Below are 18,907 nucleotides of genomic sequence, written 5' to 3'. Positions count from 1 at the left end.
CGCGGAGAGCGCTTTTTCAGGCATTGAGATCGCCGACGTCCAGCCCGACTGGCAGCGCGTCGATATCGCCTGAACCGCTTATCAACGCGCTGCCGCCGTTATGGCCCGGGCGTTAACGCCCCTTCTTCTTGCGTCCTGGCTGGACAAAGCGTTTGCGGTTGCCCGCGCGGTCGTCGCTCTTCTCGCTTTTCTTCGGCGCGCTGCTGATAACCGGCTTTTTCACCGCGCTGCTTTTCGCGGGCGTCTTTTTCTTTGCGGGCTTCTCTTCCGAAGAGGAGTTTTCGATTAGCTTAAACAGCTCCGCCAGCTCGTCGTCGGTAAGGTCGCGCCATTCGCCCAGCGGAATGCCCTTCAGGCTGACGTTCATAATGCGCGTGCGCTCCAGCTTCGTGACCTCAAAGCCAAAATGCTTACACATGCGGCGGATCTGACGGTTCAGGCCCTGCACCAGCGTAATGCGGAAGACAAACGTGGACTCTTTCACCACTTTGCATTTTTTAGTGACGGTGCCGAGCATCGGCACGCCTGCGCCCATACCGGCGATAAAGTCGTCGGTGATCGGCTTATCAACGGTGACCACATACTCTTTCTCGTGGTTATTGCCCGCGCGCAGGATTTTATTCACCAGATCGCCATTGTTGGTGAGGAAGATCAGCCCCTGGGAATCTTTATCCAGTCGGCCGATAGGAAAGATGCGCTCGCTGTGGTTAACGAAGTCGCGAATGTTGTCGCGTTCGCCCTCTTCCATAGTGGTGATGATACCGACCGGCTTGTTCAGAGCGATCAACACCAGATCTTCTTCGCTGCGGGGCTCAATCAGCTGGCCGTTTACCTTGACGCTGTCACCCGGAAAGACCTGCGCGCCGACGGCAGCGCGTTTGCCGTTGATAAACACGTTGCCCTGTTCGATGTAGCGATCGGCGTCGCGGCGCGAACAGATTCCGCTCTCGCTGATGTATTTGTTCAGGCGCGTGGATGCGTTAAGCAAGGGAAACCTCCAAAAAGCGCGGACTATACAATAATCTTGCGGGTAAATCCTGCGCTTACTGCAGGTTAGCCCGTTCTTCTCATCTGCTGTTTTTATCGCGGCGGCAGACTGCGCTTATGTAGCATATTCTTGCGCGCTTTTCTCTCTGTTCGTCATGCCAGGCTTGCCAGCGCCATCACAATTTCCAATGACCCGCCGCCTTGTAACTTTTAAAACGGCATGACAACATCCGTACATGTATATACATGTAGCATCGCAACGGTTAACAAAGGGCAGATAATAATTAACACTTCAACCTGGCGAGGAACCTATGTCAGCGGAACTTCCTGCATCAGCGCGTTCAGACGGCGAGAGCCGGCGGCTTTCTGAAACCCGATCGATCGATTTTATTCCTCACCGCGAACGTCACGGACATCCGTTCAGCCAGTTCACGCTATGGTTCGGCGGCAATCTGCAAATTACGGCTATCGTCACAGGCGCGCTCGCCGTGGTGCTGGGCGGCGATGTGGTCTGGTCGATTATCGGCCTGCTCGTGGGTCAGATCATCGGCGCGGCGGTGATGGCGCTGCACGCCGTGCAGGGACCGCGACTGGGCCTGCCGCAGATGATCACCAGCCGCATTCAGTTCGGCGTCTTCGGCGCGGTGATCCCGCTGGTGCTGGTATGCATTATGTATATCGGCTTCTCCGCCAGCGGCACGGTGCTGGCCGGTCAGGCGATGGCGAAGCTGCTGCATATTGATAACGCCGCCGGGATGATCCTGTTCAGCCTGATCATTATCGTGATTGCGGTGCTGGGATATCGCGTTATTCATAAGCTGGGCAAAGTAGCCAGCGTCATCGGCGTGCTGGCGTTCTTCTATCTGTTCGTCACGCTGCTCTCGACCCACGATTTAGCGCCGCTCTGGCAGAATCGCCACTTCGCTTTCTCAACCTTTTTACTCGCCGTCTCTCTCTCCTCGTCATGGCAGATCGCGTTTTGCCCCTATGTCTCCGACTATTCGCGCTACCTGCCGCAGGAGGTCTCCGCGAAACGTCTGTTCAGCGCGGTGTTCTTCGGTACCGTGTTCGGCACCCAGGCGTCGATGACGCTGGGCGTTATCGTCGCGGCTATCGCGGGCAGCGCCTTCTCCGGCAATGAGGTGGGCTATATCGTTGGCTTAGGCAGCAGCGCCACCATGGCGATGGTGATCTATTTTGCCATTTGCTTCGGCAAGATCACCTTTACCACGCTGAACGCCTACGGCAGCTTTATGTCGCTGACCACCATCGTCTCCGGCTTCAGCCGGCAAACCTCCCTGAGCCGGGGCGGACGGATTGGGTTCGTGGTGCTGATGGTGGCGATCTCCTGCGGTATCGCGCTGATCAGTGAGCCCGCTTTTCTTAAATCGTTCACCCACTTTCTGCTGTTCCTGCTGGCCTTTTTCGTGCCCTGGAGCGCCATCAGCCTGACCGATTTTTACCTTATTACCAAAGGCCATATCGACATTCCCGCGCTGTCGCAGCCGGACGGGCGCTACGGCCGCTGGAACTGGCCGGGCATCGCCACCTATTTTATCGGCGTGCTGATCCAGCTGCCCTTTATCGATAATCCGCTGCACCACGGCTCGCTGACCTGGATTTTCGCCGGGAATGACGTCTCGTGGGTTATCGGCTGGTTCGCTACGGCGCTGCTGTGGCTGGGGATGCGGCGTTTCGACCGCCGCGGTGCGCTGAGCGCGACGCGCTATCCGGTACAGTGAGTAAAAGCGGTGTGCCCCTCTCACAGCCGTAAAAAAGGGGGGGGCTGTGAGGGGGGCATTTCTGGCCGCAGGCTGGCGGGAAAGAGCCTCAGTGGCGGATTTGTGCCAGACCCTTTCCGGAAATACCGGACATTTTCATGAGGCTATCGCGCTCGAGCACAGGGCGGGCAACTTCACACATATCCCATCAGCTTCAGCATCGACTGCGCCTGATGCATCGCCTCGGCGCGATGCGAGACGCCCAGCTTCTGATAGAGGTTGCGGATATGGGTTTTAATGGTGGTGGCGGCCACATCCAGCTCCCCGGCGATCTGGTCGTTGCTGTAGCCGGAGTAGATCAGGCCCAGCACCTGCCATTCGCGCTGCGTCAGCGGGCTGGTGCGGATCAGCTCCGGCACGTCGGGATGATTCAGCAGTCGGCTGACGAATCCCTCGTCGAAATGGGCGAACTTATGGCGATGGTATTTGTTAATTTCATTCAGGATACGGCGCGCGCGATGATTATCCAGCTCTTCCAGCGCGTTAAGCTGGATAAGCTGGCGCAGCTGCTGCGCCATGATCTCGCCTTCGATCACGAAATGGCTGATAAAGCCGGTGCCGCGCGCCAGCTTTAGCGCCTCGATGAGCGCGCGCTGCGCTTCGGCTTTGCGTCCGGTCTGCCAGTAGATCTGATTGAGCAGCAGCAGGTTGCGGTTCATATCGCTCATCAGACGCAGCGCGCGCGCGTTTTCGTTGAGCTCTTCCAGCACCACTTCCGCCTGGCTGAGATCGCCCTGCAGGATCTGCGCCCGCGCGATATTGCGCCACTGCCCCTGCAGGAAGTGGTTATTGGCGAAGGCGGGCTTCGCGGTGTGCCGCATCCAGTGGCTGGCGCTCTGCACGTCGCCCGTCATCTGCCAGTAGATCACCCTCACCTTGTCGGCGTTAGCGATCCAGTCGCTGTGCAGGCTGCCGTTGTTGAGCAGATTCTCCAGACGGTTCAGGTAGCTGCGCGCGTTATCCAGATTGCCGCGCGCCAGCGAGCACTGCACCAGCAGGCCCAGACACTGGATCTGCTGCTGCGGCGGGTAGCCCTTCAACACTTTCATACCTTCGCGCGCCGCCTGCTCCGCCTCATCCAGCCGGCCCCACGCCCACATCAGCTGGGCGCGAATGCGCAGCAGAAACTCGTGCAGCGGAAACTGCGCCAGATGCTGCTCGCCAACCAGCACGAACGCTTTCTCCTGAATCTCCCAGGCGGCCTGCAGAAATCCCTGCGCGAAAAGAATTTCGCTTTGCTGGATCAGGCTCCAGAGCGCGTAGTGCCAGGTTTCATCGCGGCGCGCCATCTGCTCGGTCTGGCGCATCAGCGCCAGCGAACTCGCCAGCTCGCCTTTGCAGTGCATCACTTCGCCATGCACCGAGGTGGCGACGATGCGGCTGTAGCGGCGGCTTTCCGGCAGGGCTTCCAGCGCCAGGCGGGCAAGCTGCTCCGCCTCTTCGGTGTTGCCGTCGTTGATCGCCACCTGCGCACGCACGGCGTTGAATTCGCCCTGAAGCGCGGCGTCGATCTCGCAACTGCACGCCTGCTCGAACTTCGCCAGCAGGCGGTTAACCTCGGAAAAGCGATGCTGGCTCTGCATCAGCCAGGCCTGTAGCAGCACCAGGCGTGGATTATTCACCAGCGTCGCCCAGGGAAGCGCGCTCAGCGAGTTCTCCAGCAGCGCCAGCTCGCTCTGATTGAACAGCGTCCAGGCGTGCGCCAGCAGCACGTTGCGCAGCATCTCGACGTCGCCTGAGGCGAGCGCATGATGGATCGCTTCGCCGGGGAATCCCTGCGCCATCCAGCTTTGCGCGGCTGCGCGATGCACCGCGGGCAGCTCGGCTGCCAGCTCCCACTGACAACGCTGGCGCAAAAACGATCCAAACAGCGGGTGATAGCTGAACCACTGGCCCGAATCATCCATACGCTGCAGGAAGAGCCCTCGCCGCTCAATCTCCTCCAGCCGCATGCGCCCATTCGCCTCGCCGGTCACGCAGGCGACCAGCGCGTCATTCATCGAGCGTAGCAGCGCGGTTTTCAGCAGGAAATGACGCGTCGCGTCGTCGATATTGTCCAGCACCTCCTCCACCAGATAGTCGGCAAGGTGGCTGGCGTTGATGCCGGAGAGCCGCCGCGCGGAGTTCTGCGCCGAGCCGGCGCCCTGACGCGCGGAGATAGCGATCAGCTGAAGCGCCGTCGCCCAGCCCGCCACGTCGTCGCACAGGCGCCCGCTCTCTTCAGAGGCGAGCGGCGCGCTCAGGCGACAGTCAAAAAACTGTTTCGCCTCGTGATGGGTAAACGCCAGCTGCTGGCTGCCCAGCTCCAGCAGCTGTTCGCGCACGCGCAGATTGGCGATGCCGAGCTGCGGCAGATTGCGCGACAGCACGACCAGCGTCAGGTTGTCGGGCTGATGGCGCAGGAAAAAGCGCATCGCCTCATGAATGGCGGGGTTGGCGATGTGGTGATAGTCATCCACGATCAGCCACAGCGGCTGCCGCCAGTCGGCCAGCTCGATAAACAGCTGCGCGAAAAGCGCGTTGAGGTTGACGTACTGCCGCTTCTGCGCCAGCGTTTCGCTGCGGCTGCAGCCGCCCTGCGTCGCCTGCTGCAGCGCCGCGATAAGATAGTCGGCGAAGCGCTCCGGCTGATTGTCGCCCTCGTCTAATGAATACCAGCCCAGATCCTTTCTATCCGCCGCCCACTGCGAGACCAGCGTGGTTTTGCCGTAGCCCGCAGGGCTGGTAATCAACACCAGCCGGTAATTGCCCGCTGCGCCCAGCTTTTGCAGCAGGCGATCGCGCGTGACGGTGCTTTCAAGGCGTACGGGACGACTGAGCTTCGAGGGAATTAACATGGGCGCACGCTTCTCCATTAACGTTCAGCGCATCATTTTTTTACGCTTCGTAATTAATCTTCATACACGTTCACTGATCCGTTAGCTGAATGCAAGCGAACCTGTAAGGCAGGCTTAACAAAAGCGAGTGCAATCACACTCCTGCGCCGCTTTCAGATTTACCCTGGCCTCTCCGCCCTCGTTATCCTCCCTGCTGAATTTCATGCAGGAGGAGGAGCGCCCGAAAGGCGGCAGGCAAACTGGCAGGCAATCCCTTTTCGTTCTGACAGGAAGCACACGACATGAATTCGCAACCCTTCGATCACGCCCGCTTTACCGCCGCACTCACGCGGCAGTGGCAACGCTTCGGCCTGCGCGACGCGCAGGAGATGACGCAACAGCAGTGGTGGCAGGCGCTGAGCGGCGCGCTGGCCGAACTACTGGCCGAACTGCCTGCGCAGCCCGCATCCGGGTCGCAGCGCCACGTTAACTATCTCTCCATGGAGTTTCTCACCGGCCGGCTGACGGGAAATAACCTGCTCAACCTGGGCTGGTATCAGGCGGTCGCCGACGCGCTCGCCGCCTGGGACATCGCCCTGAGCGACGTGCTGGAGCGCGAGACCGATCCGGCGCTCGGCAACGGCGGCCTGGGACGGCTGGCGGCCTGTTTTCTCGACGCGATGGCCACCACCGGCCAGCCCGCCATCGGCTACGGCCTGAACTATCAATATGGCCTGTTTCGCCAGCGTTTTATCGAAGGCGCGCAGCATGAACAGCCTGACGACTGGGGACGCGACCGCTATCCCTGGTTTCGTCACAACGCCGCGCTGACCGTGCAGGTCGGTCTGGGCGGCAAAGTGGTGACGGAAGAGGGGCGCCCGCGCTGGGAGCCCGCTTTCCTGCTGCAGGGCGAGGCCTGGGATCTGCCCGTCGTCGGCTATGGCAACGGCGTCACCCAGCCGCTGCGCCTCTGGCAGGCGAAACACGCGCGTCCGTTCAACCTGCAGCGCTTCAACGACGGCGATTTCCTGCGCGCCGAACAGCAGGGCATCGATGCGGAGAAGCTGACGAAGGTGCTCTACCCCAACGACAATCACCAGGCCGGGAAAAAGCTGCGCCTGATGCAGCAATATTTTCAGTGCGCCTGCACGCTGGCCGACATCCTGCGTCGTCACCATCAGGCTGGCCGCGCCATCGAGACGCTGCCCGACTATGAAGTGATCCAGCTCAACGATACCCATCCAACGCTGGCGATCCCGGAGCTGCTGCGCCTGCTGATCGACGAGCATCAGCTCTCCTGGGATCGGGCGTGGCGCATTACGCAGCGCACCTTCGCCTACACCAACCATACGCTGATGCCGGAGGCGCTGGAGTGCTGGAACCTGCGTCTGGTACGCGCGCTGCTGCCGCGCCATATGATGATTATCAATACGCTGAACGCGCAGCTCAAAAAAGAGGTCGAGGCGCGCTGGCCCGGCAATGAGGCGATCTGGGCGAAGCTGGCGGTGGTGCACAATCAGCAGCTGCGCATGGCTAACCTCTGCGTGGTCAGCGGTTTTGCGGTCAACGGCGTGGCGGCGCTGCACTCCCGGCTGGTGGTACAGGATCTCTTCCCGGAATACCACGCGCTGTGGCCGGAGAAGTTTCACAACGTCACTAACGGCATTACGCCGCGTCGCTGGATCCAGCAGTGCAATCCGGCGCTGGCCACGCTGATCGACAATACGCTGTCGCGCCCCTGGGTTAACGATCTGGATGCGCTCAGCGACCTGGCGCCGCTGGCGGACGACGCCGCGTTTCGCGCGGAGTATCGCGCCATCAAGCAGCAGAACAAGGCGGCGTTAACGCGCTGGATCGCCGAAAAGACCGGCATCCGCGTTCAGCCTGACGCCTTGTTCGACGTGCAGATCAAGCGCCTCCACGAATATAAGCGCCAGCATCTGATGCTGCTGCATATCATCGCCCTGTGGCAAACGCTGGTCAGCGATCCGCAGGCGAATCTGACGCCGCGCGTGATGCTGTTCGGCGCCAAAGCGGCGCCGGGCTACGCGCTGGCGAAAAATATCATTTACGCCATTAACAAGGTGGCGGCCGTGGTTAACGCCGATCCGCGCGTCGGCGACCGCCTTAAAATCGTGTTTATTCCCGACTATAACGTCTCGGTGGCGGAGCGGCTCATTCCTGCCGCCGATCTCTCCGAGCAGATCTCGACGGCGGGCAAAGAGGCTTCCGGAACCGGCAACATGAAGCTGGCGCTTAACGGCGCGCTGACGATTGGCACCCTGGACGGCGCGAACGTGGAGATCGCCCAGCAGGTCGGCGAGGAGAATATCTTTATTTTCGGCCATACCGTCGAGCAGGTGACTGCGCTGAAGCAGGCGGGCTACGCGCCGGCGACCTGGCGCAAAAAAGATCCGCAGCTGGATCGGGCGCTGACCGCGCTGGAGGACGGCACCTTTAGCGACGGTGACACGACGGCCTTCGACGCGCTGGTGCGCAGCCTGGGCCCGACGGGCGGCGATCCCTACCTGGTGCTGGCCGATTTCCGCCACTATCTCAACGCCCAGCAGCAGGTCGAAGCGCTGTGGGCCGATCCGGACGCCTGGACGCGCGCCGCGATCCTGAACACCGCGCGCTGCGGCATGTTCAGCGCCGACCGCGCCATCCGCGATTATCAGCAACGTATCTGGCAGGCCGCGCGCTGAGGAACGCCATGAAACCGAAAAATCATCTCGATCGCGCCGCAGACGGCCTGATTGCGCCCGATTACATTGATGCCCACGGCCGGCCGCAGCAGGTCTCCACGCTGACCCGCGAGCGTCTGCTGGGGCTGATGCAGCCTCAGAACGCGGGCGCGTCTCCGCTGCCGCCTGCGGCCATCTTCCGCCAGGGCGAGCCGCTGACGCTCTCGCCGGTGCTTCTCAGCGCGGCCAGCTGGCAGCTGACCAGCGAAGGGGGCGCGTGCTGGTCAGGCCGCTGCGCGGCGGGCGAAACCCTGACGCTGCCGCCGTTGCCGGACGGCTACCACCAGCTGACGCTGGAGCATGAGGCGCAGCGCTACGGCTGCTGCGTTATCGTCGCGCCGCCGCGCTGCTATGAGCCGCCCGCGCTGCTGGCGGGCGAATCGCTGTGGGGCAGCTGCATCCAGCTCTATACGCTGCGATCGGCACATAACTGGGGCATCGGCGACTTTGGCGATCTGCGGCAGATGATCGACGAGACGGCGCGCCGCGGCGGCGCCTTTGTCGGGCTGAATCCCCTGCACGCCCTGTTTCCCGCCGAGCCAGAGAGCGCCAGCCCGTACAGTCCTTCGTCGCGCCGCTGGCTCAATATTCTCTACATCGACGTCAACGCGGTGCCGGACTTTCAGCAGAGCGAGGCGGCGCGGGCCTGGTGGTGTCTTGAGGCGACCCAGCAGGCATTGCAGGCGGCGCGCCGCGCGGAATGGGTAGATTACCCTGCCGTGACGCGCCTGAAGCTGGAGGGCTTACGGCTGGCCTGGCAGGCGTTTCGACTGCGCGACGCGGATGACGCGGAGGCGGCGGCGTTTGAGGATTTTGTCGAGGCGGGCGGCGACAGCCTGCTCTGCCAGGGCCTGTTTGACGCCCTGCATGCCGAGCAACGTAAGCAGGATGGTGACAGTCACGGCTGGCAAAGCTGGCCGGACGCCTTTCAGCATCCCGACAGCGCCGCCGTGCTGGCATTTCGCATTGAGCAGAGCGATGAGGTGCGCTTTTATCTCTGGCTGCAGTGGCTGGCGGCCCGGCAGTTCGCGGCGTGCTGGCAGCGCTGTCGGCAGCATGAGATGGCGGTCGGCCTGTACCGCGATCTGGCGGTAGGCGTGGCGCGCGACGGCGCGGAAACCTGGCGCGAGCGGGAGCTTTACTGTCTTGAAGCAAGCGTCGGCGCGCCGCCCGATATTCTCGGTCCGCTGGGGCAAAACTGGGGGCTGCCGCCGATGGATCCGCAGGTGATGGCCGCGCGCGCGTTTGAGCCCTGGATCACCCTGTTGCGCGCCAGCATGCAGGATTGCGGCGCGCTGCGTATCGATCATGTGATGGCGCTGCTGCGCCTCTGGTGGATCCCGCAGGGCGAAAGCGCGGCGGAAGGCGCCTATGTGCACTATCCGGTGGACGCGCTGCTGGCAATTCTGGCGCTGGAGAGTCAGCGCCACCGCTGTATGGTGATCGGCGAGGATTTAGGCACCGTGCCGGCGGCGATCGTCGACAAACTGCGGGACGCGGGCGTCTACTCCTACAAGGTGCTCTATTTCGAGCAGGCGTCGAAGCAGGCGTTCCGCGCGCCGGGGCAGTGGCCGCGCCAGGCGATGGCGGTCGCCACCACCCACGATATGCCGACGCTGCGCGGCTGGTGGCGCAGCGACGATCTTCGTCTGGGCAGCAAGCTGGGCCTCTATCCCGATAAGGATGTCCTAGCGGGGCTGTATCGCGACAGGCAGGCGGCAAGGAAAGCGCTGTTGCAGACCCTGCTGCGCAGCGGCGCGCTGCCCCCGCGCCGGCGCTTTCAGCGGGGCGGCGCGCGTATGACTCGCGCGCTCAGCCAGGCGATTCTGGGCTATCTGGCCGACACGCAAAGCGCCCTGCTCGGCCTGCAGCCGGAAGAGTGGCTGGATATGACGACGCCGGTAAACGTGCCCGGCACCGTCGACGCCTGGCCTAACTGGCGGCGCAAGCTCAGCGCGACGCTGGAGGAGATGTTCAGCGATCCGGCGGTCGATGCGCTGCTGGCGGCGGTGGATCGCGGCAGAAAGGGGATGAAATAGAAGAGAGACGTTAGCCCGCCGCGCGCGGGCTGACGATTATGGACTGCGCTATTTCCATCACCGTCAGGCGATCATTTGCTCCAGTCTTCAAAAACAAGCCCTGACACGCGCTCAAATTCCTTGACGTTATGGGTAACAAGCATGGCGTCAGCCGCAATAGCGTGCCCGGCAATGGCGGTATCATTCGGACCAATGAGCCTGCCAATAGCGGTCAGCGCACGCTTGATTTCTGTAGTTGCGTCCACTGCATGGCGATCCCAGGCCAGAATGGCATCCAGGCGCGCGCAGAACGCTTCAACCAGCTGTACATGGCGAGGCGACGCTTTCTTGCCAACAGCGCCAAACCGCATTTCCGCATAGGTTATCGCCGACACAACAATTCGATGACGACGCAGCACAGCTTGCTCCAGCCGCATGAGTACGGCTTCCGGATGTTCCCGCATAATAAAAGAGCAGATATTTGTATCGAGCATATAGGTTTTAATCACAGCTCAAATCGCCCTTCATCGCTGAAAACGTCTGCACGCTCCGTCATAAAATCGGCGTCAGCCTTTTCTTGCTCGCGAAATGACCCCCAGCTCGGCTTGACTGGTCGCAGGATCAGAGAGTCGCCTTCGCGAATAATCTCCAGTTCGTTTACGCCGTCGAAATCGAGATCGCGCGGCAGGCGAATCGCCCGCTTATTACCGTTTTTGAATATCGATACCGTACGCATTTTTTTGTCCTCCCATCCTTACATATGCCAAGAATATGCCGGGGAAGGCGTGATGTATAACCGCCCTTCATACGTTATTTTTCCATAAAAAAAGGTGCGCCGTAGCGCACCAGGTGGGGCAACTCAGCACTGTCGGGGCAGCATCACCCCTTGCCTTTAACACTGCTGATAAAGGTTTTGCGCGCCGACGTCGAACCCAGGCGTTCCGCCTCGTCCAGCAGCTTGAGGGCTTTATCGATATTGCCCTGATCCACCGCCTGACGGATGCTCTGATTAAAGTAACTTTCGGTATCGTCCACCAGCGGCGCCGACGGCGCGGCGGGCGCGGTGCGTGCCGCCGCCTGCGCAACCGGCTGGGTGCTGCCGACCGTAACCGGCGCCGGACCTGAGGAGCCGAACAGCGGGCCGACCAGAATCGAGGAGGCGGAGCTGGTGGAGACTTTCAGCTTTATTTTGCCGTCCACGCCGTGACGCGCGACCGGATCGGGAATATCGGGCACCGCATGGCCGGTGCCTCTGGCGTAGGCTTTCGCCGGATCCACCAGCGTGGTGGTCTGGCCGAGATCCTGCGCGGTGGTGAATACCAGCAGATAGATTTTTTGCTGGCCCAGCGCCGGCGTCAGCTTCATCACCCCTTCCAGGCGGTCGGCGCTCATCACGCCCGGCTGTTGATAGGTAAAAAAGCGGCTCGGGAACCAGGCGGCGGGACGCAGATTCTCGTCGAGCACCAGCACATTGGGGGCGAATACCTGATTGTGCGACACTTCGCTGCTCAGCGTCACCGTCAGCTCGCCCTGGCTGGCAGGCAGGCTAAACGCGGCGACCGGACCGGTGATGCCGCTGACGTCAAGCTGCGTGCCGCTCTGCGACAGCGAGATGCTCTGCGGGCGCGAGGTGTCGACGGGCTGCCAGCTCAGTCGCTGCAGGCTCGCGGTCGGGATCGTCGGCGCGGCGGAGAGATCCTGCGGCACCAGGTTAATTTCAGCATGCGCTGGCAGGGCGAGGCTCGTCAGCAGCGCGACGCTCAGACAGAGTGCGGTAAGCGTTTTCTTTTTCATTTTTTATATTCTCAACAGGCTGTCGGACAGCCGCTGAAGCCAGGCAATGGCCGCGGCTGCTCAGAAAGCGCCGTGCGCTGAACGCACGGCGGCCGTTTGCGTTACAGGTCGGTAGGGTTTACCACCAGATTTCCATCTGCGCGCCGAAGCTCCACTCATCGTTGTCGCCGCGGCTGTTGGTGAAGAGCCCGTTGCCGGTGCTGTCTGCGGAAGCCAGCGAGGTCAGATCGCCGGAGGCATCTTTGCTGTAGCCCCACTTCTCATCCCATTTGGCATAGGTAGCGAACAGGCGCAGCGCCGGGCGCGACCAGATGCTGTCGCCCGCCTGCCACTGCTGAGCGAGGGTGATTTTGTACTGGCCGTTGCGTTCGCTGACCTGCTGCGACTTCACGTTGTCGTAGCCCACTTCCAGCAGCGTGCTCATGATCGGCGTCCATTTGTACATCGGGCGCACGCCGACGGTGTACCACTCGGTGCCGCGGTTGTTGTCCAGATCGGTGTTCTGGTACATCGCCACGTACATCAGGTCCCAGCGGTCGGCGAGCGAGATGGCGCCGTGATCGAGGACGCGGTACATGCTGCCGTTGTTGTTGATGTTGGTGCCCTGCGGCAGCCCTTTGCCCTGCGAGGTGAGCGCATCGGTGGCGTACTGCAGCACGAATTTGTTGTAGCCCTTGAGCATGCTCTGGGTATGCTCCGCCGTGAACATCCAGCCATCTTTCGACGCGCCGTCTTCGATACGGTAGCCGTCGCGCGCGTTGGCGCGGCCATAATCGACACCCAGCTCCAGCACGCCGTCCGGGTTGGTTTCCAGTCCGGCCAGGCGCACGTCGAAGACGTCGTTGGCGGTGCTGGTGGCGTAATCGCGGATGCGATCGCTGGAGAAGGTATAGGAGCCGCCCGCCTCTGAGGAGCGCGTCGCCGCGAAAGAGAGCTTGCCGAAGCCGAGATCTACATCTTCCAGACCGGCGCCCGGGCCGGAGATATCCCAGTAGTAGAAGTCGATCATATGCACGTCGTGACGCTGGTAGAAGCGCTTACCGGCCCAGATAGTGGAGCCCGGCAGCGCGTCGATCAGGTTCTTGCCTTTGACGTTCGCCTCGCGGAAGGCGGGGGATGTCGCCTCCCAGTCATTCTGTTGCGCCACTGAATAGGCGACGTTGGTGTCGAAGTAGAAGCTTTTGTCGCCCTCTTTCCACACTTCCTGGCCCAGCTTCAGTTCGGCGTAGGTTTCGCATTCGTTGCCCAGACGGTATTTGCTTTGCGCGCCGGTAGCCTGAAAGCACTGCTGTTCGCCGCCGCTGCCGGTCCAGCCGATGCCGGAACGGGCGTAGCCGGTAAAGTCGACCGCCATCGACGAGGCAGAGATCGTGCCCGCCGCGATGGCGATAGCGACGGGAAGTTTGCGCAGAGTTATCATTTTCTATCTCCTGAGATCATTGCTTTTATTGTTTTGCAGGGCTAAACACCAGGCTCCTGATGCAGCCTGCGACAGGCGCTCCCGTCCTCGCGGAACAGGTGACAGCGCTCCGGTGGCAGGCCAATGCCCATCAGGGCGCCCTCTTCTACCAGCACGACGTCCTCCTGGCGGTAAACCAGGTTTTGACGGATAGCGGGGATCTGGATATGGATTTGCGTTTCGTTGCCGAGCTGCTCGACCACCTGCACCTCGCCCTCGAGCGTGACGTCGGCGATATCGCTGGAGAGCAGGTGTTCAGGTCGGATGCCTAACGACATATTGCTGCCCACCTGGACGCCTGCGCTCTCGACCGGTAGCCAGATGCGCTGATCGTTAGGCAGGCGGACCTGCACCTGATCGATAGCGGTGGCGGTCACTTTAACGGGCAGGAAATTCATGCGCGGCGAGCCGATAAATCCGGCGACGAAGCGGTTAGCGGGATAGTGATAGAGCTCCAGCGGCCTGCCGACCTGGGCGATGCGCCCGGCATCCAGCACCACGATCTTGTCCGCCAGCGTCATCGCCTCGATCTGATCGTGGGTGACGTAAATCATGGTGCGCTTCAGGCGCTTGTGCAGGCGCGAAATCTCGATGCGCATCTGCACGCGCAGCGCGGCGTCCAGGTTGGAGAGCGGCTCGTCGAGTAAAAAGACGCGCGGCTCGGCGACCAGCGTACGGCCGATCGCCACGCGCTGGCGCTGACCGCCGGAGAGCGCTTTGGGCCGACGGTCGAGCAGATGCGCCAGCTGCAGCACTTCCGCCACCTGATTAACGCGATGCTGGATCTCGTCACGCCTGACGCCCGCCAGCTTCAGGCCGAAAGACATATTTTCCGCCACCGACAGGTGCGGATAGAGGGCATAGGACTGAAACACCATGCCGATGCCGCGCTCGGCGGGCGGCACCTCGTTCATTCGCTGGCCGCCGATCAGCAGCTCGCCGCGGGTAATGGTCTCCAGACCGGCGATCATGCGCAGCAGCGTGGATTTGCCGCAGCCCGACGGGCCGACGAACACCACAAACTCTCCTTCGCCGATTTCCAGATTGATGTCCTTCGAGACCAGGGTGTCGCCCCAGGCCTTGGTGACATTGCGTAACGCGACGCTCGCCATGATGCTTTCCTCTCCGCTTGCTCATTCTTGCCTGCATCGCCGCAGGCAGACTCCGGCGTCCACTATGGGAAAGGTTCCGGGCGCGCGCATCCTCCGCCGCAGGCGCTTTAGCTGGGGGATGAGAGAGGAGGAGGAGATCGCCGCGCCTCTCCCTGTAACGGCAGCGGCGCGCGGTTTTTTGTGATCGACTGCGCAGAGTCGCGGCGACCGGAGTGTGCGCCAGACCGTGATAACCGCCCGGTTTTGCAACGGAGATCACGGCTTAGCGTCGGCAGGCGTAGAGCGCGGGAGGATGAGAAGCAGCGGCGGATGGTCACAATGTGCGGGAAAACGATTTCCGTTTCCGCTAACAGGATGGAGTTATGACAATGAAAACCGGCGCACGCATTTTTGCCCTTTCCGCCCTTACGGCCATGCTGTTTTCGGCCTCGGCAATCGCGAAGATCGAAGAGGGAAAACTGGTTATCTGGATCAACGGCGATAAAGGCTATAACGGGCTGGCCGAAGTGGGTAAGAAGTTCGAGCAGGATACCGGCATTAAAGTCACGGTCGAGCATCCGGATAAAATGGAAGAGAAATATCCGCAGGTGGCCGCCACCGGCGACGGCCCGGACATTATCTTCTGGGCGCACGACCGCTTCGGCGGCTATGCCCAGTCGGGGCTGCTGGCGGAGATCTCGCCGGATAAAAGCTTCCAGGAGAAGCTCTTTCCTTTTACCTGGGACGCGGTGCGCTTTAACGGCAAGCTGATCGGCTACCCGGTGTCAGTGGAATCGCTGTCGCTGATCTACAACAAAGACCTGCTGCCTAACCCGCCGAAAAGCTGGGAAGAGATGGCGGCCGTCGACAAACAGCTGCGCGCCAAAGGCAAGAGCGCCATTATGTTCAACCTGCAGGAACCCTACTTCACCTGGCCGCTGCTGGCTGCAGGCGGCGCTTACGCCTTTAAAAAGAGCGACAGCGGCTACGACGTCAAAGATACCGGCGTAGATAACGCCGGCGCGAAAGCGGGCATGCAGTTCCTGGTCGATCAGGTTAAAGCCAAAACCCTCAACGCCGACACCGACTACTCTATCGCCGAAGCGGCGTTCAATAAAGGCCAGACCGCGATGACCATTAACGGTCCCTGGGCCTGGAGCAATATCGACAAGAGCGGCATCAACTACGGCGTCACGCTGCTGCCGACCCTGAACGGCAAACCGTCGAAAACCTTCGTCGGCGTGCTGAGCGCGGGCATCAACGCCGCCAGCCCGAATAAAGAGCTGGCGAAAGAGTTCCTTGAGAACTACCTGCTGACCGATGCCGGTCTGGACGCGGTGAATAAAGACAAACCGCTGGGCGCAGTCACGCTGAAGTCGTTCCAGCAGGCGCTGGAAAAAGACGAGCGCATCGCCGCTACCATGAACAACGCGCGTAGCGGCGACATCATGCCGAATATCCCGCAGATGGCGGCCTTCTGGTATGCGATGCGCACCGCCACGCTTAACGCCCTGAGCGGACGTCAGAGCGTCGATGCCGCACTGAAAGACGCGCAGGCGCGCCTGAACAAGTAACGCCTCTCCCAAAGCCGGTTCGCGCCGGCTTACCACTGGTTGTTAAGGAACACCGAATCATGTCAGGAAAACCGAAAACAGGAGGCGCGGGCCAGCTGCTGAAGCGCGTTCTCGTCGGGATCTGCTGTCTGCTGGTCGGCTACCTTCTGGTGCTGATGTATGCGCAGGGCGAATATCTGTTTGCGCTGCTGACGCTGATCGTCAGCGCGGCGGGCATCTGGATCTACGCTAACCGGCGCGCCTACGCCTGGCGCTACGTTTATCCCGGTCTCGCCGGGATGGCGCTGTTTGTGCTCTTTCCCCTCGCCTGTACCGTGGCGATCGCCTTTACCAACTACAGCAGCACCAACCAGCTCACCCAGGCGCGCGCGCAGCAGGTGTTGCTGAGCCGTCAGTATCAGGACGGCGCGGGAATGAACTTCGCGCTCTATCCTGCGGGCGATCGCTGGCAGCTGGTGCTCTCCGCTGACAGCGAGAGCTATGTCTCGCCGCCGTTCGCTTTTGGCGGCGAACAGCAGCTCAGCATGACCCCTGCCGCGCCGCCGGCGGGCCAGCGCGCGACGCTGAAGGTCGTCACCGGCAACCGGCAGGCGCTCAGTCAACTCCGCGCCAGGCTGCCGGACGGTCGCGAACTGGTGATGAGTTCGCTGCGGCAGTTCTCCGGCACGCGGTCGCTCTATCAGCTCACCGCCGACCAGCGGCTGAAAAATCAGCAGAGCGGCGAGATCTATCAGGCGAACGATCAAACCGGCTTCTTCCAGCGCGTCAACGCCGACGGCAGCTGGGGCAGCGAGCAGCTCAGCCCGGGCTTTACGGTTGGCGCAGGCTGGAAGAACTTTGTGCGCGTCTTCACCGACGAAGGCATCCAGAAGCCCTTCCTGGCGATTTTCGGCTGGACGCTGCTCTTCTCGCTGCTGACCGTGGCGCTGACCGTCGCCGTCGGCATGGTGCTCGCCTGTCTGGTGCAGTGGGAGGCGCTGAAAGGCAAAGCGATTTATCGCGTGATGCTGATCCTGCCCTACGCCGTACCGGCCTTTATTTCGATACTGATTTTCAAGGGGCTGTTTAACCAGAGCTTCGGCGAGATCAACGTGCTGCTCAACGCCCTGTTCGGCCTGCAGCCCGCCTGGTTCAGCGACCCACTGCTGGCGCGCGCCATGCTGGTTATCGTCAATACCTGGCTGGGCTATCCCTATATGATGATCCTCTGCATGGGGCTGCTGAAGGCGATTCCAGACGATCTCTACGAAGCCTCGGCGATGGATGGCGCGGGGCCGATGCAGAATTTCTTTCTGATTACCCTGCCGCTGCTGCTGAAGCCGCTGATGCCGCTGATGATCGCCAGCTTCGCCTTTAACTTTAACAACTTCGTGCTGGTGCAGCTGCTGACCAACGGCGGCCCCGATCGCCTTGGCACCACCACGCCGGCGGGCTATACCGATCTGCTGGTGAACTATACGTGGCGCATCGCCTTCGAGGGGGGCGGCGGACAGGACTTTGGTCTGGCGGCGGCGATCGCCACCCTGATCTTCCTGCTGGTGGGCGCGCTGGCGGTGATTAACCTGAAAGCCGTGCGGATGAAGTTCGACTAAGGAGGCGTTATGGCTATGGTACAACCTAAATCGCAGAAGCTGCGTCTGCTGCTGACCCATCTGCTGCTGCTGGCGTTTATCGCCGCGATTCTTTTCCCGCTGCTGATGGTGGTGGCGATCTCGCTGCGCGCGGGCAACTTCGCCACCGGCAGCCTGATCCCGGAGCAGATCTCCTGGGAGCACTGGCGGCTGGCGCTGGGCTTCAGCGTGACCCATGCCGACGGCCGCGTCACGCCGCCGCCCTTTCCGGTGCTGCTGTGGCTGTGGAACTCGGTGAAGATCGCCAGCATCAGCGCGCTCGGCATAGTGGCGCTTTCCACCACCTGCGCCTATGCTTTTGCTCGCATGCGCTTCGCCGGACGCGCCAGCCTGTTGAAAGGGATGCTGATTTTTCAGATGTTCCCGGCTGTGCTTTCGCTGGTGGCGCTTTATGCTTTATTCGATCGGCTGGGGCAGTATCTGCCTTTCCTGGGGTTGAATACGCACGGCGGCGTGATTTTCGCCTACCTTGGCGGTATCGCGCTGCACGTCTGGACGATTAAAGGCTATTTCGAAACTATCGACGGCTCGCTTGAAGAGGCGGCCGCGCTGGACGGCGCGACGCCGTGGCAGGCGTTCCGACTGGTGCTCTTGCCGCTCTCAGTACCGATTCTGGCGGTGGTGTTTATTCTGGCGTTTATCGCCGCGGTAACGGAAGTGCCGGTTGCTTCGCTGCTGCTGCGGGACGTCAACAGCTACACCCTGGCGGTGGGGATGCAGCAGTATCTCAACCCGCAGAACTATCTGTGGGGCGACTTCGCCGCCGCCGCCGTGCTCTCCGCCATCCCGATCACGCTGGTGTTTCTGCTGGCGCAGCGCTGGCTGGTCAGCGGCCTGACGGCGGGCGGCGTTAAGGGCTAATCTCTTCATCATTGCAGTGCCACTGCTTCCTCAATACTAACCATAATTGAGGGTTTTTGGCGGCCTTAGGGCCGCCGTTTTTATTTGTGCTGAAAGAGGTGCTTACGGCATAAAAATAAAGGCTGGCCACATCGCGCGGCCAGCGTGCGGC

General features: G+C 61.6%; 13 protein-coding genes. 6 read left to right on the top strand and 7 right to left on the bottom strand.

Annotated elements, in window-relative coordinates; genetic code table 11:
- Positions 1-112 precede the first annotated feature (112 nt).
- Complete coding sequence (gene rluF / locus PVE98_RS22510; protein ID WP_033755631.1) at positions 113-988, bottom strand: 23S rRNA pseudouridine(2604) synthase RluF; 876 nt, start codon at positions 986-988, stop codon at positions 113-115.
- Positions 989-1,298: 310 nt separating this feature from the next.
- On the opposite strand from rluF, the gene PVE98_RS22505 reads away from it, so the two are divergent.
- A complete protein-coding gene (locus tag PVE98_RS22505; RefSeq protein ID WP_033755633.1) occupies positions 1,299-2,729 on the top strand; it encodes a cytosine permease in 1,431 nt (476 codons plus the stop codon).
- Between the two features lie 173 nt (positions 2,730-2,902).
- Here the strand turns inward: PVE98_RS22505 and malT are convergent, their stop codons facing one another.
- Complete coding sequence (gene malT / locus PVE98_RS22500; protein ID WP_033755635.1) at positions 2,903-5,605, bottom strand: HTH-type transcriptional regulator MalT; 2,703 nt, start codon at positions 5,603-5,605, stop codon at positions 2,903-2,905.
- A 281-nt stretch (positions 5,606-5,886) separates the two neighbouring features.
- On the opposite strand from malT, the gene malP reads away from it, so the two are divergent.
- Positions 5,887-8,289, top strand: coding sequence for a maltodextrin phosphorylase (gene malP / locus PVE98_RS22495; RefSeq protein WP_033755637.1), 2,403 nt, complete (start codon positions 5,887-5,889; stop codon positions 8,287-8,289).
- Positions 8,290-8,297: 8 nt separating this feature from the next.
- Positions 8,298-10,367 (top strand): 4-alpha-glucanotransferase, encoded by a 2,070-nt coding sequence (gene malQ / locus PVE98_RS22490; RefSeq protein WP_096073976.1) that lies wholly within the window; start codon positions 8,298-8,300, stop codon positions 10,365-10,367.
- Between the two features lie 71 nt (positions 10,368-10,438).
- Here malQ and PVE98_RS22485 read toward each other — a convergent pair whose 3' ends face one another.
- From PVE98_RS22485 to malK, 5 genes are all read right to left on the bottom strand, one after another.
- On the bottom strand, positions 10,439-10,855 hold the full coding sequence (locus tag PVE98_RS22485) for a type II toxin-antitoxin system VapC family toxin (protein WP_033755640.1): 417 nt from the start codon (positions 10,853-10,855) through the stop codon (positions 10,439-10,441).
- Positions 10,852-11,082, bottom strand: a complete 231-nt coding sequence (gene vapB / locus PVE98_RS22480) for a type II toxin-antitoxin system VapB family antitoxin (RefSeq protein ID WP_033755641.1) — start codon at positions 11,080-11,082, stop codon at positions 10,852-10,854. Before vapB ends, PVE98_RS22485 begins: the two co-directional genes overlap by 4 nt.
- A 143-nt stretch (positions 11,083-11,225) precedes the next feature.
- Positions 11,226-12,140 carry a maltose operon protein MalM gene (malM, locus tag PVE98_RS22475; protein WP_033755643.1) on the bottom strand — a complete coding sequence of 305 codons (915 nt, stop codon included), beginning with the start codon at positions 12,138-12,140 and terminating at the stop codon, positions 11,226-11,228.
- A gap of 118 nt (positions 12,141-12,258) precedes the next feature.
- A complete protein-coding gene (locus tag PVE98_RS22470) occupies positions 12,259-13,560 on the bottom strand; it encodes a maltoporin (protein ID WP_033755645.1) in 1,302 nt (433 codons plus the stop codon).
- Between the two features lie 41 nt (positions 13,561-13,601).
- Positions 13,602-14,711 carry a maltose/maltodextrin ABC transporter ATP-binding protein MalK gene (gene malK, locus PVE98_RS22465; protein WP_033755647.1) on the bottom strand — a complete coding sequence of 370 codons (1,110 nt, stop codon included), beginning with the start codon at positions 14,709-14,711 and terminating at the stop codon, positions 13,602-13,604.
- Between the two features lie 362 nt (positions 14,712-15,073).
- Between malK and malE the strand changes: the two genes are divergently transcribed.
- Genes malE through malG form a run of 3 tightly spaced genes read left to right on the top strand, consistent with a single transcriptional unit; the run spans position 15,074 to position 18,756 of the window.
- Complete coding sequence (gene malE / locus PVE98_RS22460; RefSeq protein WP_033755649.1) at positions 15,074-16,264, top strand: maltose/maltodextrin ABC transporter substrate-binding protein MalE; 1,191 nt, start codon at positions 15,074-15,076, stop codon at positions 16,262-16,264.
- A 59-nt stretch (positions 16,265-16,323) separates the two neighbouring features.
- Entirely contained in the window at positions 16,324-17,856 is a 1,533-nt protein-coding gene (malF, locus tag PVE98_RS22455) for a maltose ABC transporter permease MalF (protein ID WP_096073977.1), read from the top strand.
- 9 nt (positions 17,857-17,865) lie between these two features.
- Entirely contained in the window at positions 17,866-18,756 is an 891-nt protein-coding gene (malG, locus tag PVE98_RS22450) for a maltose ABC transporter permease MalG (protein WP_033755652.1), read from the top strand.
- Positions 18,757-18,907 lie beyond the last annotated feature (151 nt).

The sequence above is a fragment of the Pantoea sp. GABEPS69 genome (genome assembly GCF_045780835.1).
GTDB lineage: Bacteria > Pseudomonadota > Gammaproteobacteria > Enterobacterales > Enterobacteriaceae > Pantoea > Pantoea septica.
Note: the sequence above shows the minus strand (reverse complement) of the source record. Positions and strands in the feature narration are given on the sequence as shown.